At 55.2% G+C, this 24,478-nt stretch carries 23 protein-coding genes; 4 read left to right on the forward strand and 19 right to left on the reverse strand.

The annotated features are described in order from the left end of the window. Positions 1 to 8: 8 nt before the first annotated feature. The 9 genes from G491_RS36810 to G491_RS0127055 form a co-directional block, all read right to left on the reverse strand. Positions 9 to 665 carry a BMC domain-containing protein gene (locus G491_RS36810; protein ID WP_084511719.1) on the reverse strand — a complete coding sequence of 219 codons (657 nt, stop codon included), beginning with the start codon at positions 663 to 665 and terminating at the stop codon, positions 9 to 11. Between the two features lie 47 nt (positions 666 to 712). Beyond that, positions 713 to 1,147 carry a glycerol dehydratase reactivase beta/small subunit family protein gene (locus G491_RS32810; protein ID WP_169829531.1) on the reverse strand — a complete coding sequence of 145 codons (435 nt, stop codon included), beginning with the start codon at positions 1,145 to 1,147 and terminating at the stop codon, positions 713 to 715. Between the two features lie 2 nt (positions 1,148 to 1,149). Continuing rightward, entirely contained in the window at positions 1,150 to 2,958 is a 1,809-nt protein-coding gene (locus G491_RS0127025) for a diol dehydratase reactivase subunit alpha (protein WP_028316755.1), read from the reverse strand. A 34-nt stretch (positions 2,959 to 2,992) separates the two neighbouring features. Continuing rightward, the gene (locus G491_RS0127030) at positions 2,993 to 3,553 is read right to left on the reverse strand and encodes a diol dehydratase small subunit (RefSeq protein ID WP_051327552.1); all 561 of its coding nucleotides are present in this window, start codon (positions 3,551 to 3,553) and stop codon (positions 2,993 to 2,995) included. A gap of 30 nt (positions 3,554 to 3,583) precedes the next feature. Further along, a complete protein-coding gene (locus G491_RS0127035; protein WP_028316757.1) occupies positions 3,584 to 4,228 on the reverse strand; it encodes a propanediol/glycerol family dehydratase medium subunit in 645 nt (214 codons plus the stop codon). A gap of 10 nt (positions 4,229 to 4,238) precedes the next feature. Next, the gene (locus G491_RS0127040) at positions 4,239 to 5,906 is read right to left on the reverse strand and encodes a propanediol/glycerol family dehydratase large subunit (RefSeq protein ID WP_028316758.1); all 1,668 of its coding nucleotides are present in this window, start codon (positions 5,904 to 5,906) and stop codon (positions 4,239 to 4,241) included. Between the two features lie 18 nt (positions 5,907 to 5,924). Then, entirely contained in the window at positions 5,925 to 6,728 is an 804-nt protein-coding gene (gene pduB / locus G491_RS0127045; protein WP_028316759.1) for a propanediol utilization microcompartment protein PduB, read from the reverse strand. 41 nt (positions 6,729 to 6,769) lie between these two features. Then, on the reverse strand, positions 6,770 to 7,063 hold the full coding sequence (gene eutM, locus G491_RS0127050; RefSeq protein WP_028316760.1) for an ethanolamine utilization microcompartment protein EutM: 294 nt from the start codon (positions 7,061 to 7,063) through the stop codon (positions 6,770 to 6,772). A gap of 262 nt (positions 7,064 to 7,325) precedes the next feature. Next, entirely contained in the window at positions 7,326 to 8,207 is an 882-nt protein-coding gene (locus tag G491_RS0127055; protein WP_028316761.1) for a DUF7973 family transport facilitator, read from the reverse strand. Between the two features lie 322 nt (positions 8,208 to 8,529). On the opposite strand from G491_RS0127055, the gene G491_RS0127060 reads away from it, so the two are divergent. The 3 genes from G491_RS0127060 to G491_RS0127070 all read left to right on the forward strand — a co-directional run bounded on the left by G491_RS0127060 (position 8,530) and on the right by G491_RS0127070 (position 12,831). Beyond that, positions 8,530 to 9,189, forward strand: coding sequence for a response regulator (locus tag G491_RS0127060; protein ID WP_028316762.1), 660 nt, complete (start codon positions 8,530 to 8,532; stop codon positions 9,187 to 9,189). A gap of 35 nt (positions 9,190 to 9,224) precedes the next feature. Beyond that, a complete protein-coding gene (locus tag G491_RS34735; RefSeq protein WP_169829532.1) occupies positions 9,225 to 11,012 on the forward strand; it encodes a PocR ligand-binding domain-containing protein in 1,788 nt (595 codons plus the stop codon). 502 nt (positions 11,013 to 11,514) lie between these two features. Then, positions 11,515 to 12,831 (forward strand): HEAT repeat domain-containing protein, encoded by a 1,317-nt coding sequence (locus G491_RS0127070; RefSeq protein WP_028316764.1) that lies wholly within the window; start codon positions 11,515 to 11,517, stop codon positions 12,829 to 12,831. Between the two features lie 206 nt (positions 12,832 to 13,037). Here the strand turns inward: G491_RS0127070 and G491_RS0127075 are convergent, their stop codons facing one another. Continuing rightward, the gene (locus tag G491_RS0127075) at positions 13,038 to 13,262 is read right to left on the reverse strand and encodes a hypothetical protein (RefSeq protein ID WP_028316765.1); all 225 of its coding nucleotides are present in this window, start codon (positions 13,260 to 13,262) and stop codon (positions 13,038 to 13,040) included. Positions 13,263 to 14,041: 779 nt separating this feature from the next. Between G491_RS0127075 and G491_RS0127085 the strand changes: the two genes are divergently transcribed. After that, positions 14,042 to 14,470: a hypothetical protein gene (locus tag G491_RS0127085; RefSeq protein WP_028316767.1), complete on the forward strand. Its 429-nt coding sequence runs from the start codon at positions 14,042 to 14,044 to the stop codon at positions 14,468 to 14,470. Between the two features lie 88 nt (positions 14,471 to 14,558). Here G491_RS0127085 and G491_RS0127090 read toward each other — a convergent pair whose 3' ends face one another. From G491_RS0127090 to G491_RS0127130, 9 genes are all read right to left on the reverse strand, one after another. Then, on the reverse strand, positions 14,559 to 15,215 hold the full coding sequence (locus G491_RS0127090) for a potassium channel family protein (protein WP_015949715.1): 657 nt from the start codon (positions 15,213 to 15,215) through the stop codon (positions 14,559 to 14,561). Between the two features lie 77 nt (positions 15,216 to 15,292). Further along, positions 15,293 to 16,672: a TrkH family potassium uptake protein gene (locus G491_RS0127095; protein ID WP_028316768.1), complete on the reverse strand. Its 1,380-nt coding sequence runs from the start codon at positions 16,670 to 16,672 to the stop codon at positions 15,293 to 15,295. 23 nt (positions 16,673 to 16,695) lie between these two features. After that, positions 16,696 to 16,986: a hypothetical protein gene (locus G491_RS0127100; RefSeq protein WP_015949717.1), complete on the reverse strand. Its 291-nt coding sequence runs from the start codon at positions 16,984 to 16,986 to the stop codon at positions 16,696 to 16,698. Between the two features lie 53 nt (positions 16,987 to 17,039). Continuing rightward, a complete protein-coding gene (locus G491_RS0127105) occupies positions 17,040 to 17,513 on the reverse strand; it encodes a hypothetical protein (protein ID WP_015949718.1) in 474 nt (157 codons plus the stop codon). After that, positions 17,510 to 19,423 (reverse strand): bifunctional acetyl-CoA hydrolase/transferase family protein/GNAT family N-acetyltransferase, encoded by a 1,914-nt coding sequence (locus G491_RS0127110; RefSeq protein ID WP_015949719.1) that lies wholly within the window; start codon positions 19,421 to 19,423, stop codon positions 17,510 to 17,512. Before G491_RS0127110 ends, G491_RS0127105 begins: the two co-directional genes overlap by 4 nt. Before the next feature lie 113 nt (positions 19,424 to 19,536). Then, on the reverse strand, positions 19,537 to 21,111 hold the full coding sequence (locus tag G491_RS0127115; protein ID WP_015949720.1) for a class I adenylate-forming enzyme family protein: 1,575 nt from the start codon (positions 21,109 to 21,111) through the stop codon (positions 19,537 to 19,539). 88 nt (positions 21,112 to 21,199) lie between these two features. Further along, positions 21,200 to 22,084 carry a YitT family protein gene (locus tag G491_RS0127120; RefSeq protein ID WP_035220383.1) on the reverse strand — a complete coding sequence of 295 codons (885 nt, stop codon included), beginning with the start codon at positions 22,082 to 22,084 and terminating at the stop codon, positions 21,200 to 21,202. Positions 22,085 to 22,104: 20 nt separating this feature from the next. After that, entirely contained in the window at positions 22,105 to 23,406 is a 1,302-nt protein-coding gene (locus G491_RS0127125; protein WP_028316770.1) for an amidohydrolase, read from the reverse strand. A gap of 35 nt (positions 23,407 to 23,441) precedes the next feature. Then, positions 23,442 to 24,263, reverse strand: coding sequence for a purine-nucleoside phosphorylase (locus G491_RS0127130; RefSeq protein ID WP_028316771.1), 822 nt, complete (start codon positions 24,261 to 24,263; stop codon positions 23,442 to 23,444). Positions 24,264 to 24,478: the final 215 nt, after the last annotated feature.

Below are 24,478 nucleotides of genomic sequence, written 5' to 3' on the forward strand. Positions count from 1 at the left end.
ACAGACTCCTATTTCCTGGATTTCGGCTTATTGCCGCCGTCTGTTTTCGCCGGCGCAGTCTTGCCCGAGTCCGCCTGCTTTTCCGGCGTTTTGGGGCTGGACGCATTTTTTGCTTCCGAAGCGGTAGGTTTGGAGGATTTTGTTTTTGCTTCGGGTTTGGACGCCTGCTTGGCGGGCGCCTCTTTCGTGTCTTTTACGTCTTTCGCCTCGGGCGCCGCTTTCTCAGCGGGCGCTTCCTCCTTGTCTGCAGTTGCGGTTGCAGGCTTGGATTCAGAGGCTTTTACTGCGCTTTCCTGGCTTCCTTTGGATTCCTTTTCGGACGACGAACCGGAGGGGGCGCCGTCTTCGGGTTCGCTGTCGGACCCATTGAATGGCGGTACGTTGTCCTTTCCGCATATTTCCGTATCGATCACTTGGTCATCCGGACGAGGGATGACATGCGCCGCGACCAGATTGCCAAGTTTCTGGGCGGTTGCAGCGCCTGAACTGACAGCGGCCTTAACCGCGGCTACGTCCCCGGTCAGCTTGATGACCATGTAGCCGGCCCCGTTAAATTCGTAGCCCAAAAGCGTGACGTTGGCGGCTTTTAAAGCGGCGTCCGCCGCTTCCACCGCGCCCACCATGCCCAGGGTTTCGATAAGGCCGATGCTCTTTACTTTCTTCATTGATATCCCTTTCGCCCGGGATTCGGCCCAGGCCTCACTGCTTGCAACTAATTTAGTTTATCCTTGGTTCCTGAATCCCCGCATGGACCGGCCGTGTCCGCCGGGTCCATGATGAACGGGTTGCCTTTGACCAGCCGGGCCGCGTTTCGGCCCAGCCTGTACAGGGACTCTTGGGACACCTCTTCCCAAGTCAGGTGGAAGAGGGGACGCTTTTCAGGCAGGTCCCTGTGATGGAGCACCACTCCGGTAATGGCGCCGCCGGCAGCCGCTTTAACGGAAAGCCCCACGTTGATCCGGGAGGCCTTCGCCGCCTGACTGGCCGCCAATATCGCGTCGTTTTCCTGGGAATCCCTTTTTTCACAAGGGATTCCTTCTTCCTCCAGGCCGTTTTCCAGGGCCTGGACGAACCAATCGGGCGCTTCTCCCAATACAACCAGGTAAACGGCCGGTTTTTGAGCAACTTGCAGAAGCGGAGATCCCATGATCAGCATCCTTTCCTGGAAAGGCACAGGCCGGTGGCCACGGCGTTTCTGGGGCCTTCGCATCCGCGAATGTTCCCCTTGCCCAACACCGGGCCGTACTCCGCCAGGGCGTCGGCGATCATTTCCGGGATTTCAAAATCCAGGGCCGATCCGCCCACCAGGGCCACAAAGTCGATAAGCCTGATGTTGCCGCCGGGCGCTACCTGCTCCAAAGCCCTCAGGGCGTTTCTTACAAAAACCTTTTCCTTGGCTTTACGGCGCACGTTTACGATCTGGTTCAGGTTGAGATCGTGCATGATGGGAATGGGGCCGTTTTCGCCCAGGATAGCCACCCTGCCGAACAGGGAGGGATCCAGGTGGGCGTCGAAAAACTCCACGGCCCCGGTTTCGTGCCGCATGTGAAAGAGGGTTTCCACCTTGGCCAGGGGATAGCGCTTGATGTCCTCGGCCAGGTCGGGATCGTCCAGGCCAAGCTCCGTGTTGATGAGCATGGTCACCATGTCTCCCGCTCCGGCCATGTGGATGGACTTGACCGTTCCGTCCCGATGAATGATGGAGGCGTCGGTGGAGCCTCCGCCCAGGTCCAGGATGGCCAGGGGCGCTTCTGCGCCGGGGGTGGTCAGGGCGCCGGTGATGGCCATTTCAGCCTCCACGCCGCCGATTTCCACTTCCACGCCGGTTTCCTCTTTTAATTTGGCCGCCAGGCGCTGCATGGGAATATTCTGGGTCATGACCATGGCCGCCAGGCCCACGGCCGTGCCGCGGGTGAATTCCCCGGCCAGGCCGCCCAGCACATGCTGGGGCTGGAGGGTGTTTACGGCCAGCACATCCTGTATCTTGATGAGGCTTACAGGCTGGTCCGTCAGTTCGGCCATAACGGTTCTGACCCGTTCGAACATGCCGTGGGCGTTGGTGCCGGGCTGGGACTGGATTTCCTTCAGCGGCGCCACCCTGGCCAACTTCTCCATGATGGCGTCGGCGCCCAGTTCCACGTCCACGGTCTCCTTGGCGGTTTCGCCCACCAGGGTGATGGTCCCGGCCGGAATCCGGCGCTCCTGGACGTCGCCCTTGGGGGTTTTGATCACCACCCCGGACCGGTTGCCGGTGAGGGCCCTGGCAATGGGGGTAATCTGCCGGGTTTCCTCCGGGGATAATTCAAACAGGGTGGCGATGTCGTATGGATTGGACAATTTTTCGATGGACCTGCCCACGCGGGCCACTTCCAGCGCCGCGGGCATGCCCAAAGGAACTTTGTCGATATGCTGGACTTCATCCACAATGGGGATAGGGGAGGTCAGGCGGTTGTATATCAGAACGCCGTCGTCCTTTTTTACTATCGCGCCGGTTATTTTGACGCCCTTGGCGACTGCGGCGTTGATCATCTCCGCCGCCTGGGTAAAGTCCACGCCGCCGTCAATGACGGCAATGCAGGGAGCGCCGGGGGCGGTCTGGGTCAGGTCGCGGATATCTACGGTCACTCCCTGACCCAGACCCAGCCCGCCTGGTGTATCCGGATTATGTCCGATCATGGCCGATTCCGTGATGACGGTTTCCGTAATGGTCTCCATGGCTACATCTCCGATTACGGGCGTCGCCTTATTCAACAGAATCAGGTCCAGATCGTTCCGGGTCATGGAAACTGCGGCCATGGCTTTGTCCACGGCGTCAATGACGCACATGGCGTTGCGCAGGGTGCCTTTCAGGCCTATGGTTCTCACAAGAGCGCTGGACAAAAATTGGATGTCGCCGCCAATTCTCGCCACAGCCACTTCCGTGGAATTGTTCCCTATGTCTACACCAGCAATGAGCATTTAACTTCTCCACTGTCCTCCGGCGATCGCCTGACTAGCGGTCTCCTTTGAGCCGGTTGTTCTTCTCGTAAACGTCAGCCGCTTCCCGCACCAGTTTGGCGCAGGCGGGGGCCTGGTACTTCTGTTCCAGTTCCTCGGCCATGGAGATCATTTCCTGCTTGGTTGCCCTGTAGGGGCGCAGGAAGTTGTACATCTCCAGCAGTCTGGCGTCGGGGATCCGGGTCATCTCGCCGGCGCGGGCCAGGTTGTTGGCCAGGTTGGGGCGGTTGACGCTCTTGGCGATTTCGTTCTGATACGCCAGGGTTTCCGGGCGGGTCTTGATATCGTCGAACTGAATGTCGCCGGCGATCACCTTTTCAATGGTGATGTCGTCCAGGCCCAGTCCGGTGGCGGACTTGACCAGGTCTTTGCGTTTGATTCCCAGAGGATAGGAGCTGGCGTCCAGCTTGCCGCCCTGGCTTGCAGGGGCGGACAGGCCTTCGGACTGAAGCTTGGTCAAAACGTTTCTTACGGCGCTTTCCAGGGCTTCGGGGGAGGTTCCGTCTCCGACCTTCCGGATGATGTCTGCTATCTGATCTTTCGTAAAACTTACCATTTTTATCTCCTTCGCATCCCAGCGGCCTGGTTAGCCCTGAACCACTTCAAGAATTTTCTTTTGCGGGTCCAAAAACTGCACTTCCTTGTTGTGCAGCAGGGCTGCAAGACCCTGGTACCTGGGCCTGGCCATGGGATCGTTTTTCACGGGAACCGGATTGGGGTTCTCGCCCTTGGCGTATTTGGCGGCGTTTTTGCCGATAGCCCGGAACGTTTCAGCTTCTACCAGGGGGGCCTGGGGGAAAAGCTCCAGGTTCTGCAGGGGCGCAAGATCCTTCTGATGGATGACGGAGGTCCCTCTGGAGAGGATGCCGATTCCAACGCCGGAACCGCTCAACTGGGCGGCGGCGTGAGCCAGGAATGCCACGTCGGCGGTTTGGTAATTCCGCACGAACCTGGCCGTCAGGCCTTCTTCCTCGATGCCTGCAGCCACTTCGGCCAGCACCACGGAATGGGGAATGTCAATAATGGTCTTGGTGGGAGTGACGCCGAATCCCGGAGGCACGGCAACCACCACTTCCTTGGGGTTGTTCCCTGCCTGGGCGGGCCCTTTTTCGATGAAGTTAAGGGGCTTGTCCGTATCCACCGCGGCGGGAGCAGGAGCGGCCGCGCCGCCCGCCATCTGACCCACGACTTCGGTAATGATCTGTCTTAGCATCTCTTCTGTGAGTTTCATTTTCTACTCCCTATATGTCTTCAGGGCTGATGGCCTGGGGAATGTTCTTGAGCAGCTCCCAGCGTTCGCCTTCCAGGCGGTAGCCGGTGCCGGGGCCCATGTAATCGTTGCGGTCGTTTATCGCGCTCTTGACGTTGAAGTTCTCGTCAACGATCGCGGAGGTGTGCAGATAATCGCCCGAAACCTTTTGCTTAAGCATTCCCAATACGGATTCCGCAACGTCCTGGAAGCCGTGCTTGTGCAGAGCCCTGACAATGTCCAGGCCGGTTTTGCCGGACTTGAGGAACTCTTCAATGGCGCGAAGGTCTTCCGGCTGGTTGCGGTCAGGCATGTCCTTGGATCCGTGGGCGTAGGTGGCTGCTTCCACTTCTTCGTCGGTGATTGCGGGGAAGCCTACTTCCTGGAAGACGGCCTGCATGGCGCGGGCGGCCTTGTTCCTAACGGCGATGATCTGCTCTTCGGTCACGGGACGCAGGGCCATGTCGCACTGGAGGTCGCGCTGCAAAACGAGCATGTCGTCGAAGTCGTCGGAGTCGTGGGTGGAGCCTGCGAACATGTTATCGTAGTTGGGCACCCCGGAGTACCCGGAGAACACATAGTCGGTGCCGGGCAGGAACTGCATAAGCATTCTGGCGGTGTTCCTGATGGGGGAGTGGGTGAAGGTCTGGTCGTTGCCGGAAGCCACTTCCAGGTCCAACAGAACCGTGGCCACGTTTTCGGCCAGGACGGCGCGGATGCCCCCCGGGACTGCGCCGGGAACGCCGATGCAGGAGATGGAGCCGTTCTGGAGGCCCTGCACGCCGGCGCCCTTGGTGATCATAATGCACTTGATCTCAAGGTAAAGCATGGATTTTTTGTTGGCGTAGCCCATCTGCACTTCCGATCCTGTGCCGGAGGTGAAGCGCATTTTGATGCCGCGGGAGGCGTAGGCGGAAGCCAGGAAAGCCTTGGACCACGGGGTGTCGTCGCCGTCTACGAAGACCTGGTCCGTGCCGTAAACGGAAACGGTTTCAGCGTAGGCGGTGAGGCCCTTCATGCCCATCTGAAGCTCCATGGCTTCTTCCACGGCGCACTGGGTCAGGGTGCCGCGGCATCCCACCTGACCGCCGATCAAAAGAGCAATGGCGTTCATGGGGGCGTAACGGGCGATGCCGACGGTGGTTTCCAGTTCCTGGAAGCCGCGGTAGGAGCCTTCGGCGGAGTCGGCGGCCAGCAGAGCCGGGGTGTCCTTGACGTTGGTGATGTGAGCCTGGTTGGCGGGCGTCTTGCGGCAGCGCAGTTTCTGCATGGCCATCATGAGCTCAACCACGTTCATTTTCTTCAGGATGTCCAGGATCTTGGCCGGGGTCAGGCCCGGAACCAGACGCTTGATTTCAGCGCCGGACACATTGATGTCCACCAGCTTCTTGGCGAATTCCAGGGAGTCAATGGCCATGGCTTCGGCCGCCACGTTCACGTCGATGCAATGGTTGGCGATAAAGGTGTCGATCATGTCGAATTCCGCGCAGGGAATTCCGTCCATTTCCACAACCTTGCCGTTTTCTATTTTGAGTCCGGGTTTCGGGTCGTAAGGGCTGTCCATGGCAACGAGTCCGACTTCAGCCCATTCCTTGATGAATCCGTCTTTGTTGACGGCCCTTTGTTCCAGGACCTCAAATCGCTTTTGTCTTTTCTGCAATTTGGCACGCTCCTTTTCTTAAATGTAGGGGATGTGAGCGGAGGGGCAGTCCTGTCCCCAGGCAGCCAGAAGAGGCTTGCCAACTTCACGGCCGGCGATGATGGCCTGACGCACTGCGCCGGAGTCGCCGGAAACGGTGATGAACACTTCGTTGGAGAAGCTGGTGCCGTGAGCCGGAGATCCGTAATCCAGAACGTCTACGTCAGCGGATTTAACGGCCGCGTCGATCATGAGCATGCCGATGACTGCGGGAGCGCCCAGGATCAGGCCGAAAGCCTTGCCTTCGGGAGCGCCGAACACGGTGGTGAGGCACTTGGAGGCGCGAGCGGTGTACTGCAGTTCCAGGTGGCCCATATCATTGGCGTATACGTCGCCGAAGAACTTGGGCAGGTTGTCCAGGGTGACTTCCACGGCGCGGCGAGCGTCGGAAACGTCCTCGGCGCCGAACACGATCAGGGAGCCGTGGCCTGCGCCGCCCTGGGTGTCGCGGGGAAGTTCCACCTTGAGGATTTCGGTGTTGGTGGCCTTGATGGCTTCGTCGGCCGCCATGATCTGGGGGCCTGCTCCGGTGCGGGCGCCGATGATGCCCAGGGAGCGGTATTTCTTGTCAAAGCCCATGATTTCATGGATGGACTGGTCCAGGTTGGCGATGACCAGACCCTGGGTGTTTCCAAACTCGCAAACGCCCACAAACTCGGTCAGGCCGCTGGCGGCGCAAGCTGCGACCGCGGGGGCCGCCGGGCAAGCGGCGGGAGCCGCTGCGGGGGTTTCCACCCTCTTCATAACTTCTTTCATAACGGCGTTTATAATGTCGTCCTGCATGGTAATCTCCCTTATCTGCTATAAGATTGTGTTCGTTGGTCTTATTTGACGCTATCAAGGCCCTGGGGCAGAATGCCTTCCACTTCCGTATGGGGCCTGGGGATGACATGGACGGACACCACTTCGCCAACCTTGGCGGCTGCTGCAGCGCCGGCGTCGGTGGCTGCCTTGACGGCGCCCACATCTCCGCGAACCATAGTCGTGACCAATCCGGAACCGATCTTGATGTTGCCGATCAGGGTGACGTTGGCCGCCTTAACCATAGCGTCGGCCGCCTCTATATTGGCGACGAGGCCTCTGGTCTCAACCATTCCCAATGCTTCTTTTCCTACCATTGTGTTGTCTCCTTCGTTGCCGCCGGGAGCCTTTGCCCGGGGCTTTGCGTTGTTTTCGCCGGTCTGCACCGCGCAGGAGCCGGCATCATCCAAAGTTAAAGCCATGTTAGCCCTTGGCCCGGTTCTGCGTAAATACGGCCCACCCCGTGTTTATGGTTAGGGATTTCAGCTAATTTCATCTTCTGTGCACCGTATTTTTTATAGGGTTCACCCTATATGCCATAGGGTCTTGAAACCCCCAAAAATAGGGTCTCCCCCAGGTCTACAGGACCAGGTTGATAAGCAGTACATTCAGGGCGATCGCCGTGGCCGGCGGGTCAATATGCGTGTCGCAGTTGGTGTTGAAGATTTTGATCGCCATGTCTCCGAACAGGGCGCCCAAAGCTGCAAAAGCCCCGCCCACCAGGATGCCGCCCACCGGAGGCAGGCCCGCGTTCATGGCCATGGCCGCAGCCAGAGCGCTGGGGTAGGCGATGTGATGCGTCGCCGGGGTGTCGAATCCCGTCTGGGTGAAAATCAGGGAAATGGCCGAAAAGCCGAAGGCCAGGGCGAAGATGGGAGTGATGTTGGCCGTGGTGTTGGTCTTGACTACAGCCACGAGGCCGGCCCACATAAGGCCCACGCAGAAGCCCAGGATGATGTTGTACCAAAAGGGCTTGCCCAGAGACATGTACGCGCGCTTCTCGCTTTCGTTGTACATGCCGCAAACGCCCTTTTCGCCGAAGATCAAACGCCCCAGAACGCCGCATGCAAACACGGATACGGCGATGTTATCCGTAGGGACGCCGATCTTGGTTAACCCCGTGGTGATTAAAAGGCCGATGACGCCGAAGACGCCGCCAACCAGCATGACGGAAGGTTCGCCGGTGCCGTTCAGGGAAAGCAGGATGTTCCCGCCTTCTTCAATGTAGCCCTTCTTGCCGGCGTAGGCCGTGGCCGCCACGCCGCCCACGAAGAATACGTGGGGTCCCAGAGCAGGCCCGAAGGCCAGGGGGCCCAAAACGTCGACGGGCTGGCCCAGCATGGCGAAGAATCCCCCGATCACGGCGAAGATGCCTGTCAGAATAAATGCCGGTAGAGCGCCGATGCACGCTCCAACCACGCCGCCCCCAAAGCCGACTAACAATAGTACTAAAAAGTCCATTCCCTTTACCTCTCCTGTGTAATGTTAAGCGTTGATGTGTTCACGGTTGGCCCCGGGTTCGGAGCCCTTAGGTCCGTGTTGGAACCTACGTGCACAAGGGGGCTTCCGGCAATTAGGCGGACACACCATTTTGATGGAGGGAAGGACTCCAATTTGGCGCCCCGTACACCTTATTCGGGCATGGGGGGTATAGGGTGTACGGAACCGCAAACTGGGGTGAGGCCTTAAAACGGGAAATGGGGTGTAAAATTAGAATCTTTACACGCAATAGGGACTAGCGTATTCTTTTTATGCAGTAAAATTTTCGCCTTGGATAAAGACTATGACACAGAACATCATTAAAATTTTGATTACCGAAGACCACGCCCTGGTGCGCAAGGGATTGAAGTCCCTCATCTCCTCCCGATCCGAATTTCAGGTGGTGGGGGAGGCGGATAACGGGCTGGCGGCCATTGAGATGACCCGGAAGTGCAAGCCCGACCTCATCCTGCTGGACTTGTCCATGCCCAAGATGAACGGGCTGGCCACCATGCGCCAGTTGAAAAAGGAGCACCCGGAGGTCAAAATCCTGGTCATCACCATGCACGCTTCCCAGGACTACCTTATCCCCGCGCTCAAGGAAGGGGCGGACGGTTACCTGCTGAAGGGCGACGATCCCCAGGAGTTGTTCATGGCCATCCGGGCTATCATGGACGGCAAGGCTTATTTAAGCTCCGACCTCTCCGGGCAGTTGATCCACAGCGTGATCAACCCGGACACAAGAGAGGCCGCGGACCCCCTGGCAAGCCTGACTCAAAGGGAAAAAGAGGTTTTTCAACTGGTGGCCGAGGGCAACACCAACCAGCAAATCGCGGACCTGCTCTTCATCTCTCCCAAGACCGTGGACAAGCACCGGACCAACCTCATGAAAAAGCTGGACCTGCACAGCGCCAGGGAAGTATCCAACTTCGCCCTTAAAAACGGAATTATCCTCAATACATGACCCCCTGGTTTTATGCAGGGTCCCATAACGGTATTATGCAAACGCCCCCGACAAACGTTTCCCCCGAAGAATTCGAAAAGCTCATGGACTGCCTGCCCATGGCCTGCCGAATGTTTGAATTGAAACCCGACGGCCGCCTGTTTTTCGTCAAAGCCAACCCTGCCGCGGACGACCTTTTCCAGCGCAAGCACGCCTCCATCAGCGGGCTGCCCATGGAAGAGGCCTTTCCCGAGCTTAAAGAGTCCGTCATTCCCAGATCGTATAAGGAAGTTTTGGAAACGGGGAACAACTGGAGGTATCAGGGGGGATTCTTCCGGCAGAACGGGGCCTTTTTGGGATTGTTCAACGTCAATGTTTTCCGCATTAGCTCCAATCGGCTGGCGTCGTTCTCTTCACCCCATGACGGCCAGGAAACCGAAATCATCTTTCATCAAAAAAAGATGGATGTGGAAAAAATCAATATTTCCTATCCGAATGTTGAGCCCAAAAAAATCCTATCCGGCGACCTGCATGTGGACGCCATCCAAAACCTGCGCGCTCCCAGGATACCCGTCTTTGACGATCAGGCGGACGATGAACTGAACGGCCTGGATTTTGACTTCACCGATTTGTTCACCATCAACGAACTGGAAAAAATTCAGGACGCCTTCACCAACGTCACTAACGTGGCCTCCATCATCACCCTGCCCGACGGCCAGCCCATCACCCGGACCAGCAATTTTTGCCTGCTGTGCGACCTGATCCGGCAAACTCCCAAGGGCATGGCAAATTGCGTCCAGTCCGACGCCCTTATCGGCAAGCCCAATCCCCACGGCCCAACCCTTCGGCCCTGCCTGAGCGCAGGGCTCTGGGACGGCGGCGCAAGCATCATCATCGCCGGAAAGCACGTGGCCAACTGGCTGGTGGGGCAGGTGCGCCTTTCCCCCAAACCCAACACGGACAGGCTCATGCACTACGCCGAGGAAGTGGGGGCGGACCCCACGCAGCTTGTGGAGGCCTATGAATCCGTGCCGGTCATGCCCTTCGCTGAGTTCTACCGCGTCTGCCACTCCCTGTTTTTGTTCGCCAACCTCATCTCCGACATGGCCTATCAGAACCTGCGCCTGGTGCGGGCCCATATGATGCAGGAACAAACCGCCAAAGCCCTCCAGGCCTCGGAATCCCGGCTGCAAAACCTGTCGTCCAAGCTCATTCTCACTCAGGAGGAGGAGCGGCGCCAACTGGCCATCGAACTGCACGACGGCATCGGCCAGTCCCTCACCGCCGTCAAGTTCAGCGTGGACAACATCCTGTTGAATATAGACAACCCGGACCTGAATATCCGGGACATCACCAAGACAGCCAGCCAGATCATCAAGGCCAGCATCGCCGACGTACGGCGCATGCAGGTGGAGCTGCGTCCCAGAATCCTGGACGAACTGGGCATCATCGCCACCATCAACTGGTTCTGCCGGGAGTTCAAGTCCATCTACACCCACATCAATCTGAACATCAACGTGGACGTGGAGGAGGAGCAGGTCTCGCCTCAGCTTAAGCCGGCGGTGTTTCGGATCATCCAGGAGGCGTTCAACAACGCGGCCAAGTATTTTGAAGGGGATGAGATTTCCTTGTCGTTCACGGAAAAGGGCGGACGCCTGCATTTGGAGATTAAGGATAACGGCATCGGTTTCGACCTGGACGAGGTGCTGTCCTCACGGGAGCTGAACCGCGGCCTGGGACTCGATTCCATGCGGGAGCGAGCGGAACTCTGCAACGGCGTCCTGGAGATCATCAGCTCCGAAGGCCAGGGCGCAACCATCAAAGCCTCCTGGCCGGCGGCGTAGACTTGCTCCCAACCAGTCGCAGTTTTATAGAGGGTAGTTTTTGAAGAGATTTCTGCGATTGGAAAAGTGGCGCCATTATTTTAACGTGTTCTGCAAAGACCTCCTGATTATGATCTCAAAGCCAGAAAGCAAAATTAAAAAAGACCTTGCAATATTATGACGAAAAAAGTATTTAAATACCACTATTATTGGTTACTCACTTGTTTTTCATAAAGTTCTCTCAATTGGCCTTTCAAAGCATTTACATGCTGTAGCGTTTTTTCTCTCCTAAACGGGAGAATGGCAATATGTATGTTCTTGCGGGGTAAATCCCCTTCGCTTTGCCGCGTTCTACGTTAAATATGAAGAAGAGAGTCGCCACGGGGCCAACAAGAACCAGGTTCATAAGTTAGAATTATACATCAATAAATGAGGCGAAAATTAGCATAAATTGTAATTACGTTAGAACCGTTACGAGTGGTTTGATGTTGTTATAACAGTGTATCGGGGAGGCTTCATACCTATGAAAGATGAAGATGTAGGTGGTGAAACTAAAGTATACGGTGATTTAGTTGCAGGGATAGTTCTTTTGGGCATAGCTGTCTTGGCACATATTGCATTTTCTTATATCAGTGTGCCTTATGCCCATGTCATCCTGTTAGCATTATACTTTTCGGGGCTGTCTTGTACTTTTTACGGCCTGATTATTGTTATTCCCTTTAATACTCTCGGGGAGATAGTCAGAAAGAAGTGTCTAAATTGGTTCGGCGGGATAACTAAGCACATAATTTTGCCCGTAATTTTGACGATTGTATTTACGTTTTTTTTAGGTCCCAAAATATGGGATTGGTACAAAGGAAGGAATTTAATAAAAAAATCCCAGGATGTTTTAGTTGAGTTAGTCCTTCATGATGAGAACTATAATGTAAAAAAAGCTGCGGCTGTTTCCATCCTTGAGACAAATGAGCCCAAGCTGGTTGCAAGTTTGACTTCCGCCATAGTTAGGGAGCCAAATTTGTCAAGGTTTATTCAAAAGATTATTGTGAAAAAGAATGATCCCATAAAAATGGATGAACGTCAGATTGAAAGGGAACTTACCAAGATCCACACCGATAATACATTAAAAACAAAGGATATCGTTTATAAGATTTCCAAAATTGATACGGAAGTTGCCAGCAACTTGAGAAAAGTTAAGAAATGGATAGAGGAAGGGAATTTAACAAAATCTGAATATGAATTGATAACAGAAATTGGATTTACTGAAAACCTTGACAGTTCAATAGCAAAACTTGAGTCAGTTCGGATCATGTTTTCGGATGATAAATACCAAGCAAACAGTTTTGAGGATTCGATTAGGATATTCAACAGGGTTTTGACTGAATTCAACAATGAAACATTGATATCGAATGATGAGTCTAAAAAGAATGCATTAGGATTGTTAACTGATTTTGAAGAAAAAACAACAAAGTGTTCTGATGGCCTATTAACTGGTTCAGATAAGTATTGCAGAAATGAAATCGATATGTTCAATGCTTTAATACTAGCTTTGGCAAAATCCCAGGATCACAAGTTTGCCAAGCAACATTTGGTATTAATTGCAAGTAATACTAATACTGCAAATTCAATACGATGTGAAGCTATAAGGGGGCTGGGAATTATAGGAGATGAAGAGGATTTGGAACACCTTTTACAGTATTGTTCCAGCGATGATCCAGATATTAGAGAGGTGGCCATTTTGTCGATAGGGTTGTTGCTAGCAAATCAGAAATCGGAAGAGAGGGCGGAGCGATACGCAGACTATGGCGGGGGGAAGAAGAACAGTGGAAATGTGTCAAATTAAATAATAACAGTTATATATTAAGGTGTTGCTGCCTATCCCCTCGCACGCAAAGCGCCATTGAAAAGTTCTTTGCGGAGCTTTCTTTCAAGAAAGCGACTCGCCGAAGGCAGTCTTTTTGTATTTCATCGCCGAAGGCAAGTCCTTTGCAGTTTGCCGCCGGAGGCTGCTGTTTCGCAGTTTTTCCTCCGGCGGATGTCTTGTATTATTTAGGGATGATCGTCGCCGATGTCGGTATGGCATTGGCCGCAGAACATTTTTCCCCGGGTGTTTTCCACGTCGCCGCCCCTGTCGTGGCAGGCGCGGCATTCCTGAACTTCCTCGGGCAGGGGATGGATTACGGTGAACACGCCGTCGGCCTGTCGATTCAACTGGATGACCGTGTTTTGGGGGACGTCTCTCAAAAACTCAATGTTTTGGGGGACGTCTCTCAAAAACTCAATAACTTTCTTTCTTGCTCAGTACTTCTGAAAAAACAACAAATGGCTTTTCGGTCGGGGCCTTCGTCCGCCAGGCGCCTGGGGTTTTGATAACCTTTTCAGGTCGCACCTTTTGTTGCTTACGCAATCCAGGCATCAAACTGCGATGCCTGGGCCACCCGTTGGAGGGCGAAATGCTCGCCCAGCCTGTTCATAGACATGTCAGCCAGGAGGCAACAATTTTCATCGTAGCTGCGCCCCCCTGTGGGCGCCGATGGAACGCGCAAAGCGCGTTCATGGCAGGCGCCGGGGGCCTGCACTACATTAACCCAAAAGGGCGGATACTTCCATGTGAAGCGCAAGACGGTTAAGAAGAGGCTACGGGTCACTTTGGCCAGGATTAAGAAAGCGCTGCGTGCACGAATGCACGACCCCATTGGCGAAACCGGCGCCTGGATACGGAAAGTGGTGCTGGGGTATTATCGGTTCCACGCAATATCGGCAACATGAAGGCAATGTGTCTGCTGCATGATGAAATCGCCCGTTTCTGGTTGAAGACTCTGCGGCGGCGCGGTCAAAAGCGCCTGATAAACTGGGCGCGATTCGGACCCATCGCCAAAATGTGGATTCCTGCACCAAAAGTCTATCATCCGTACCCTAACGTACGCTTTTACGCCAAACACCCGGGGTAGGAGCCCGGTGCGGTAGTTCCGCTCGCCGGGATCTGTGCGGGGGGACGCCCGAAAGGGCGTTCTCTACCGCGACCTTTGGAAGGAAGTTTCGAAGAATACTCCATGGGAAGGTTGCAGGATACAGTGAATGAGTTTAGATCCGAATTGCCAGATATAGAACGGCTTTTATTTAGTATGCGGCCAAGTAGGAAAGAGCGAACAGCGAAAGAAGGATACGTATATAAGACAGATGCTCTATTAAAAAAGATTTCGAATATTTGTGAAAATGGGAAATTTCATTTTGCTGGAGGAAAGGAAGCCTCCACCAAGGATTTAGCCGCATTTCTATACAAGATTAATTTTTTAACAGCAAGAAAAGAAACTCCTGTTGGACCCAATAGAAAATATTTCGAGGAGAGCCGCTATTTGTCGGTAAACTTTATGGATTTTGGATTTGATTGGGAAGTCCATCCTGCATATAGATGGGCTTTACAGCCTGAAGGAATTACTCGTATTTTTAGATCATTAGAGTTAGATGTAAATGAAAAGTGATGGCGAAAAACTGCATGGGGGAAAGTGCGCTTTCCCCAAATCAAGGTTTTACCGAACTCCCCCAATAGACTCTTTCTTTCATATTTGTTTACTTTTTTTTACTTAACTTGGCGATCAAGTCCTTGGCGCCCATGATGGTGAGCACGTGGTGGGGTTCGATGCTGGTGGTGGGCTCGGGGGGGGTCAGGGTCAGGCCGGTTTGGGTGTCCCGGACGGCCAGGACCTGGCAGTTGTAACGGTTGCGAAAGTCCAGCTCTATGAGGTTTTTGTAGTGCATCTCTTGAAGCGGGCTCATTTCGATGATGGACAAATCCTTGCCGATGGGCAGATAGTCCATAATATGCACGCCCTGGAGGCTGGCGGCGATGCGTTCGCCCATGTCCCGCTCCAGGAAGACCACCTTGTGCACGCCGATGCGCTCCAGGATCTTTACATGGTCGTCGGACACGGCTTTGGCCACGATGTTCTTGACGTTCAAGTCCAGAAGGTGCATGGCCACCAGGATGCTGGCGTCCAGCTTGGAGCCCAGGCTCAGGACCACGGCGTCCATCTGGGACATGTTCAATTCCCGCAGCACGGTTTTATCCGTGGCGTCGGCCACCACCGCTTTGGAGACGTAGGTTTTAATCCGGTCGATAATGGCTTCCTGCTGGTCCATGGCCAGGACTTCGTTGCCGTTTTTCGTCAAGGATTTGGCCACATGAAATCCAAAGCTGTTCATTCCGATAACCGCGATTTGCGCCATTTTTTCATCCTCATTTTTGCCGTATATTTAGAGGGTTGACTCTCAAACGTCAAACGTAGATTTGACCCCATCTACATCTATCCGATCATGATTTTTTCTTCCGGGAACTGCATGCGCACCGGCTCCCGGCGGCTTTCCATGGCGTAGACCAGGGTGAATGGCCCCAAGCGGCCTATGAACATGGCGAAGATAACCAGCAGCCTGCCCGTGGGAGTCAGGCTCGGGGTGACCCCGGTGGTCAGTCCCACGGTGCCGAAGGCGGAAACGCTTTCAAAAAGCAATTCCAAAAACAGCCCGCGGCTGTGCGTATGGGCGGCGCCTCCCAACTCGGTGATGAGCAGAAGCATGGTGATAAGCCCCACCAGGGCGCCGGACAACAAAATCAGCACCAAAGCCCTTTCCAGATCCGCGCGGGACAAGGACCTGCCCGCCCAGGATGCTTTTTGCATTCCCTGAAGACGGGAGCGCACGGCGATCACCAGCACGGAAGCCGCCGTAACCTTGATTCCGCCCGCCGTAGATCCCGGCGCTCCGCCTATAAACATAAGCATGATCAGCAAAAACAGGCTGGCGTTGGCAAGCTCGGGGATTTCCATGGTGTTGAACCCGGCGGTGCGGGCTGTAACGGACTGGAACAAAGACCGCATAATGCTTTGATGCAGGGAAAGCCCCTGGAGATTGTGGTTATGCTCTATGGCCCACAAGGCGAGGGCGCCAAAGAAAATCAGAAACAACGTCGCGGTCAGGACGATTCGGGAATGAAAGCTCAGGCGCCTGCCGGGTCTGAATCGGCTTCTGGCGCAGACCCAAAAGTCGATCATGACGAAAAAGCCGATGCCGCCGCAGATGATCAAGGCCATGATTACCCCGTTGATCAGTGGATCGCCCACATAGCCAGAGAGGCTGTCCGGAAACAGGGAGAACCCCGCATTGCAGAACGCTGACACCGAATGGAAGATCGCCAGCCACAGGGCCTTGCCGGGCGAAAAATCCACGGCCCAGCGGGCGAATAGAATGACGGCCGCCGTCAGTTCAAAAAGAAAGGTCCAGGCCAGGGTGATTTTTATCATGCCGCCCATGCTGATATGCCTGGCCGGCAAAAAAGCGCCGCTCACGCCGTCGCTCAGGGTGAGGGAGAGCCGCTTGCCCAGCATAAACAAAATGGAGGAGGTCAGGATCATTATCCCCAGGCCGCCGGCCTGGATCAGAATCAGGATAACAGCCTGGCCGAATCCGGTGAAGTGGGTTCCCGTGTCCACCACGGTCAGACCCGTCACGCAGACGGCCGAAGTAGCCGTGAACAAGGCGTCAAGCAAGTTCAGGCTTTCCCCCCGTGAGGAGATGGGAAGCATGAGGAGCAGGGCTCCGAGGACAATCAGGCCCATAAACCCCATGACCGCAAGTTGGTTGGCGTTGGGCCTGAATGGATGAACGCTTTTTTCGGGATTGGATTGCATGGCGCATGCAACCGGCCGCGCTGCTAATGGTCGGTCAAGATCTCCGTAATCAGAATGTGGGGCCGCCTGACCGGCGGCTCAGTTTCAGTTTCAGCCGCACCCGCCGCCTCCACTCCCGCCTCGGTTTCCGCCGCGGCTTCTGTCGGGATTGATAATGACCCGGTTGCTTTCATGAACCAGCACCACGGCGGGGAGTACCAAACGCCCACCGGGACGCCTTGGCTGTTGAATATCCGGGCGGCCTCCAGCCTCTTTGCAGGGTCGGCTGTGATGGACATGGTTTCAACCCATTCCTGCAGCAGGCCGGGCGTCATGTTCACCGGCGCCCAGGATATGGCGTGGAAATCTCCTAATTGTCAGGCGCTCATTACCGCAGCGTTTTCGGCAAGTTGAATTTGGACCGTTTATCCGGGCGGACAACCACCGTCATTTTTTCCGGATCCACTAACACCATGCCGCGCCGCCATTCGGAGTAGAAAACCCCCACAATATTTTTTTGGGCGTCCAGGACATTGGAGCCCACATAGCGGCAGGCGTTCGGAGCGCCCAGGTTCACCAGATAGACTATGGACTTCAGTTTTTCGGATGTCATGTCCGTCGCCGTCCAGGCGGAGGAGTCCAGGGTGTATTTTTTGTCCACTCCCAGCACGGCTTTGGGCTGGGCGCCCGACCCCTTGGTGTAATACTTGTAATCGGGGTTGACTTTGAATTCCTTGAAACTTTGCGTCACGGCGTCGCTGGGCCTGATGCTTCCGTAAGTGGAATTGGCGGCGCAGGAAGCCGTCAGGCAAAGCATAGCCGCCAAAGCCGCCGCCCAAAGCACACGATTCAGTTGGTTCATTTTTTCCCCTCCTCGGAAGCCTCCGCCTTTTCTTCCGCCTGGGCGAAGGGCATTTCCAGAGTAATTTCACCGCCGTCAAAACAGGATTTAAGATTGGGATAGCGTTTTTCAAAAACCCGGAGCATGGGGATGTTGTCCCGAATGACCGTGGCCACAAATCCCTTGTATCCGTTTTCCCGGGCGATGCGTTCCAGCACTTCTATGATGTAGGATGCGATTCCCTGCTTCTGGTAGGACTCGCTGGTGACAAAAGCCACTTCCGCGAAACCGTTTTCCGATTCCGCATAAGAGCCGATGGCGATAATCTCCTTGTATCCGCCTTTGGGTCCCAGGCCGATAATGGACATGTTTTTGCGATAGTCCACAGCGGCCCATTGCTTTTGAACCACCTCGTGGGAGAAAGTCTTTTTGTTATGGAAGAAGCGGTAATAGATGGTTTCTTCCTTCAGGGAATAGAAAAAGTTCCGGTAGTCGATTTCGTCCGAAGGCAATAATGGCCTGAATTCCACCACCTTTCCGTTGGGCAGCAGGCGGCTGGACTTGTATTGCTCCAGAAACAGGAGGTCGTCCTCCGGCGGAGGAAGCTGGTCGGCGAAGATGTAACGCCGCTCCTTGGCCATTTCAATAAGCTCCTTGCGGAACTTGGGGTGGGCGATCTGGGCCAGTTCCATGACCCTCTGGTAAATGCTTTGCCCCTGGAGTTCTGCAATGCCGTATTCGGTCACCACAAAATTGACGTCGCCGCGGGTGGTGGCCACGCCGGCGCCCTCGGAAAGCTGAGGCACAATCCTGGAAACCTTGCCGCCCTTGGCCGTGGAGGGCAGGGCTACAATGGAAAATCCGCCGTTGGACATGGCGCTGCCCCTGAGGAAATCAACCTGGTCGCCGATGCCGCTGTAAAATATCCGGCCGGCCGAGTCGCTGCAGACCTGGCCCGTGAGGTCCACTTCCAGGGCCGAGGAAATGGATACCAGGTTGTCGTTCCGGGCGATGACCACGGGATCGTTTACGAACTCCGAGCCCCGGAAGTAAAATAAAGGATTGTTGTCCACCTGGCGATAGAGCTTTTCCGACCCCATGCACAGGGAGGCCACGATTTTATCGGGCAGATAATTTTTTTTGCGGTTGGTGATGGCGCCTTGCTCGATCAAGGGCAGAAAAGCGTCCGTGATGACCTGGGTGTGAATGCCCAGATCCTTTTTGTCTTTCAAATGGCTTAAAATGGCGTTGGGAAGGCGGCCGAAGCCTATCTGCAGCGTGGCGCCGTCCTCCACAAGCTGGGAAACGTACATGCCGATGCGGCGCGCCACTTCCGAATCCTTGATGTTGGCGCCCCAGTTGACCAGGGGTTCATCCTGCAGGACCATGTAGTCGATGTCGTTGACATGAATGAAGCAGTCTCCCCAGGTGCGCGGCATTTGGTGGTTTATCTGGGCGATGACCATGTGGGCGTTTTTCGCCCCGGACCTGGTGACGTCCACGGAAACCCCCAGGCTGCAATACCCGTATCTGTCCGGGGGGGAAACCTGGATAAGAGCCACGTCAATGCCCAGCCGCTGGCTTTCGAACAAGCGGGGAATCTGGGACAAATAGGCGGGCACATAGTCGATTTTGCCTTCATACGTGGCTTTTCGCATGCTTTCGCTCACGAAAAAGGCTTTGACGGAAAAGCGCCTTAGGAAACTGGGGTCGTCCACATACAGGGACAAGGTCAGGGACAGCATTTGGTGAATGCTCACGTCCTGTATGGAGGGATCGGCCACCATGGCGTGGATGAGCGCCTGGGGCTCTCCGCAGCCCGTGCCGATAAAAACACGGCTTCCCCGTTTGATATGACTGACGGCTTCGGCCGGCGAAACCACCTTTCTTTGGTAGTTTTGCTCGGTCAGCCATTTGAAGTGATCCATCATGGTTTTTTGCCTCCACACGTTTAATAACGCAGCCCGCCCCTTATTTTCTCCAGTATGCAAGGCCGGTTTGTCCGGCAAAAAAGGCTCGTTGGAAAAACACGGCTATGGCCTCATCATACCCGGAAACTTTTTTCAATGCCAGCATATTGTTTTCTGAGCTTGGGCTTTTCTATCTTGCCCGTGGGGTTGCGCGGCACGTCTCCGAAAAAGAATCTCCTGGGTCGTTTGTACCTGGGCAGTTCCTGACAATATTCGGCCAGTTGCTCTTTGGTCAACTCCCTGCCCGGCTTTAATTTGACGACAGCGGCGGGCAGCTCGCCCAGACGCAGGCTGGGAACCCCGATGACGGCGGCGTCCGCCACGTCAGGGTGGGCCTGGAGAAAATCTTCGATTTCCACGGGATAGATGTTCTCGCCCCCGGTGATGATCACATCCTTTTTTCGGTCCACAAGCCAGATGAACCCGTCTTCGTCCACTTTGGCCACGTCGCCCGTGGCCAGCCAGCCGTTGATGAGGGTTTCTTGGGTGGCCTGGGCGTTCTTGTAATACTCCTGCATCATTCCGGGGCCGCGCACCATGAGTTCGCCCGGGCTTCCCTGGGGAACCGGGTTCCTTTCCGCGTCCACGATGGCATACTCCCAGTCAAAACCCGGCTTGCCGATGGAGCCCACCTTATGGAGATTACCCAGGCCAAGATGCACGCAGCCGGGCCCGGTGGACTCGGTAAGGCCGTAATTGGTGTCGTATTGATGATGGGGGAACACGTTGAGCCATTCCTTGATCAAGCTGGGGGGCACGGGCTGAGCGCCGATGTGCATAAGCCGCCACTGGTCAAGCTCATAGTTTTTCAGCTTCACCTCGCCGGACTCGATGGCGAACAAGATGTCCAAGGCCCAGGGAACCAGCAGCCAGACAATGGTGACCTTTTCTTCGGAAACCGCCTCCAGGATCCATTCGCTGGTCACGCCTTTGAGTATCACCGCCTTGGCGCCCACTATAAAGTTGCCGAACCAGTGCATCTTGGCGCCCGTATGGTACAAGGGCGGGATGCACAAGAAATTGTCTTCGTGGGTCTGGTTGTGGTGGCGGTTTTCCAGGTAGCAGGCGAATTCCAGGTTGCGATGGTTCAAAAGGGTCGCCTTGGGCGTGCCTGTTGTGCCGGACGTGAAATAGATGGCTGCGTCATCCCGCAGGAAAAGGTCCACCTTGGGGGCGCGCGCCTGGGCTTTTTCCACAAAAAGGGAGGCGTGGATCGCAAAGTCCGGGCAGGCCTCTTTGGGGCCGTAAAAAATGTAGGTCCCAACCGTCTTGTCCAGGCTTCCCTTGATTTTTGCGATGCGCTCCACAAACTCAGGGCCGAAGATGAACACCTTGGCCTCGGCGATGTCGCAGCATAAGGCGATGTCCTCGCCGGTGAACCTGAAGTTCAAAGGAACGGCCACGGCGCCGGACGAAAGAATGCCGAAATAGACAGGCAGCCATTCCAGACAATTGGTCATGAGCTGGACGACCTTGTCCCCTTTGGAAACGCCGGCCATGGCTAAGGCGCACGCCAGGGTGTCGGCGTCCTCCTTAAAATGATTCCATGTGATTTCCCGGCGGCTCCGTTTTTCCGGCTCCCTTTCCACCAGAGCCGTTTCTTTCCCGTACATTCGGGCGTTTCTGGCGAGTATTTCAGTTATGATCACAACGATATTCCTTTCATGAATGGCGCAAAAAGCGCCGTGTTGTTGGTTAGATACATGGAAAGGAGCATGGGGTCAAGTATGACGAATCTCAGTAGATTTTTCGCTTGGAAAAGCCGGAGCCCAAAACGTTGAAGGTGTTTTCCACAATAAAAATGGCGTCGGGGTCCGCACAAAAGACGATTTCCTCCAGCCTTTTCAGCCTCACATTGTTGGTGATGGTCATCAGGATGTCTTTTTCCTGCCCGGTGTAGGCGCCCTTGCCTTTCAGATAGGTGGCCCCAATGCCGAGGCTCATGACGGTTTCGGCGATTTGCGGGTTTTGCTCCGAAATAATGAAAACCAGCTTTCTCTGGTTGAAGAGGGAAAGCACATAGTCCAGAACCACGGACGTCACAAAGACGACGATGAGGCTGGCGATGACCTGGTCGATGTCCAGAAATATGGAGGCCGCGCTGAACAGCACCAGGTTGAATGCAAAATAAAACTTGCCGATGCCCAGGTTGAATTTTTGGTTCAGAATGACGGCCATGATGTCCAGTCCGCCGTTGGAGCCAAGGCTGCGCAGCACCAATCCGCATCCTGCGCCGTTAATGCCTCCGCAGGCAATGGCCGCATAAATCTGCTGCTTGATATGAAAATCCCAGGGCATATACTCAAAAGCCAGGGTGGCGACCACAACCGCGTATATCGTATAAAATATGAACCTGCGGCTGACGTACAGCCAGCCAAGAATGAACAAGGGGATGTTCAACAAGAAGTATCCGTAGCCGGGGGATAGCAGGCCCGTTGCGTAATCGAACAAAAGGGCTGTGCCGAAAATGCCCCCGGAGACGAAATTGTGCGGCACGGCAATGGCCTTCAATCCCATGGCCACCACCAGACTGCCTACGGTAATCAGCAGGACGTTCCAGGCCCATGCATACGCGCCTCCGCCATCCTGCGTCGCGCACTCCAACTGCTGCTTTATTGTCATGACGCCAAACTCCGGATGTATCAGGCGATAGTTTTGGCCAGCTCACGAACGTGGGCCATGGCTTGTTTTATATCAATGGTCAGGACCCTGCGGTCCTCCATAACCAGTTTTCCATGGATGATGGAATGGCGCACGTCGCCTCCTCTTGCTGAATACACGACATGGGACATGGGATTGTACATGGGCACGAGATGGGGCCGGTTGACGTCAAGAATAATGATGTCCGCCAGCTTTCCTTGTTCCATGACTCCGCACAGTCCGTCCATCCCTAAAGCGGAAGCGCCGTTTTTTGTGGCCATTGTCAAAACCGTCTTTGCGTCCATGACCGTCGGATCCAAGGCCGCCGCCTTGTGGATTTTCGCCGCTGCATCCATTTCCGCCATCATGTCCAGATTGTTGTTGCTGGCGCATCCGTCCGTGCCCAGGGAAACGCATACTCCCGCTTCCAGGAGGGCCGGAACCGGCGCAATGCCGGAAGCCAGCTTCATATTGCTTTCCGGGTTGTGCACCGCCTTCACCTTATTGTCCGCCAGCAGGCTGATATCGTTGTCGGTCAGAACCACGCAGTGGTCGGCCATAAGCCTGGGGCATAAAAAACCGATCTTGGCCAGATGCTCCATGGGCGTGCATCCGTATTTCTCCTTTATCTGTGCAACCTCATTTTCCGATTCGGATGCGTGAATCACCAAAGGCGCGTTCCATTCCTCGGCAATTTCCCGGGCCTTCTTTAATAAATCCGGAGCGCAAAGATAAGGGGAATGAGGCTCCACCGCAATGCGGACCCGGTCGTGCCCCTTGTATTCCTCCAACAAGTCCCGGGTGTAGGCGAATCCGTTTTCCAGAGGGCCGTAATTGGGGGAGGGGAAGTCGTACAACACTTCGCCCACAACAGCCCGCATTCCCGAGTCATGGGCGGCCTTTGCCACGGCGCCCTCAAACAGGTACATGTCGCAAAAGCTGGTGGTCCCGGATAGAATCATTTCGGCGCAGGCCAGTAAAGCGCCTTTGTAAACCATGTCTTCGGTCAGCTTGGCTTCCGCAGGAAAAATATGATCGTTCAGCCACGTCATGAGAGGCAGGTCGTCAGCAAGCCCCCTGAAGCAGGTCATGGAGGCGTGGGTATGGGCGTTGATGAGGCCCGGCATAATGATTCCGCCTTCCGCATCCAGAACTTTTGCCGCTTGAATTTCGCCGGTTTGATCGTCAGGCCCGATCCAGGCGATGAGGGAGTCTTTGACGGCGACCGCGCCTTTATCCACAACGGCGCCATGGTCATTCATGGTCAGTACGATTCCATTTTTTATAAGAATATCCGCGTTCATGGCACTTTTCCTTAAAGGCATATTTTTCGCATCTGTTAGAGATTTTGCAGGACCTGGTTGATTATCGCCCCCACCCGGGGGGAGGCGGCGTCCGCCACGGCTACGATTTCATCGATGGATGCCGGGGTGAGCATGCCGGGAACATTGACGTTGGTGATGATGGCAAAGCCCAGGACTTTCATGCCTCCGTGCACTGCGGCGATTACCTCGTTGACGGTGGAAAGGCCCACGGCGTCCGCTCCGATGGCGCGTAAAAAGCGCATTTCCGCGGGAGTTTCCAAAGAGGGGCCCTTCAAACCCACGTAGACTCCTCGGCGCAACGGAATATCCAGCTTTTCCGAAGCGCTTTGCGCCTTTTGGATAAGCCCGTTATCATAAGCCTCAAACATTTCGGGAAAACGAACCCCCCAGGCGTCGACATTTTCGCCCACCAACGGGTTTTCCCCCGACAGATTGATGTGGTCCTCCACAATCATTATGTCTCCGGGAGTGAACTCCGGATTGAGGCCGCCCACCGCACTGGCGAAGATCAGGGTTTTCACCCCCAGTTCCTGCATGACCCGGATGGGAAAGGTAATTTGCTTGGCGGAATATCCCTCATACAAATGGAAACGCCCCTGGAGGGCGACAAAGGCATGGTCCCCTGCGGTCCCGCATAAAAGGCGCCCCTCGTGGCTCTGGACCGTGGACACGGGAAAATTGGGAATGTCGGCGTAGTCCAGGCTTGTCTCCGCTTTCAGGGTTTGCACGCTGGCCCCAAGGCCCGTCCCGAAGATGAATCCTAAAGCCGGGGCGCGGCCGAAACGCTCCCGAATCCAGGCCGCCGCCTGTTCCGCTTGCTCTTTGTAAACCGTCATGCATAAACCTCCGTTATGTGGTAAGGTCTCCCTCTGACGGGAAACAAAACACCATTACCCAAAACAGCCGGAAAATCAACAACGCATCCACTGTAAAAAGCAATCCTTCAATAGGCCCTCGCACTCTTCTTGGCGGCGTCTCAGTCTGGTTGTGCATGCATTTTGCATAAATCATATCGCCCCCAAAGGGCCTAACTCAAAAGGCGGAAGGAGCG

Origin of the sequence: Desulfatibacillum aliphaticivorans DSM 15576, assembly GCF_000429905.1 — a bacterium.
Taxonomy (GTDB): domain Bacteria; phylum Desulfobacterota; class Desulfobacteria; order Desulfobacterales; family Desulfatibacillaceae; genus Desulfatibacillum; species Desulfatibacillum aliphaticivorans.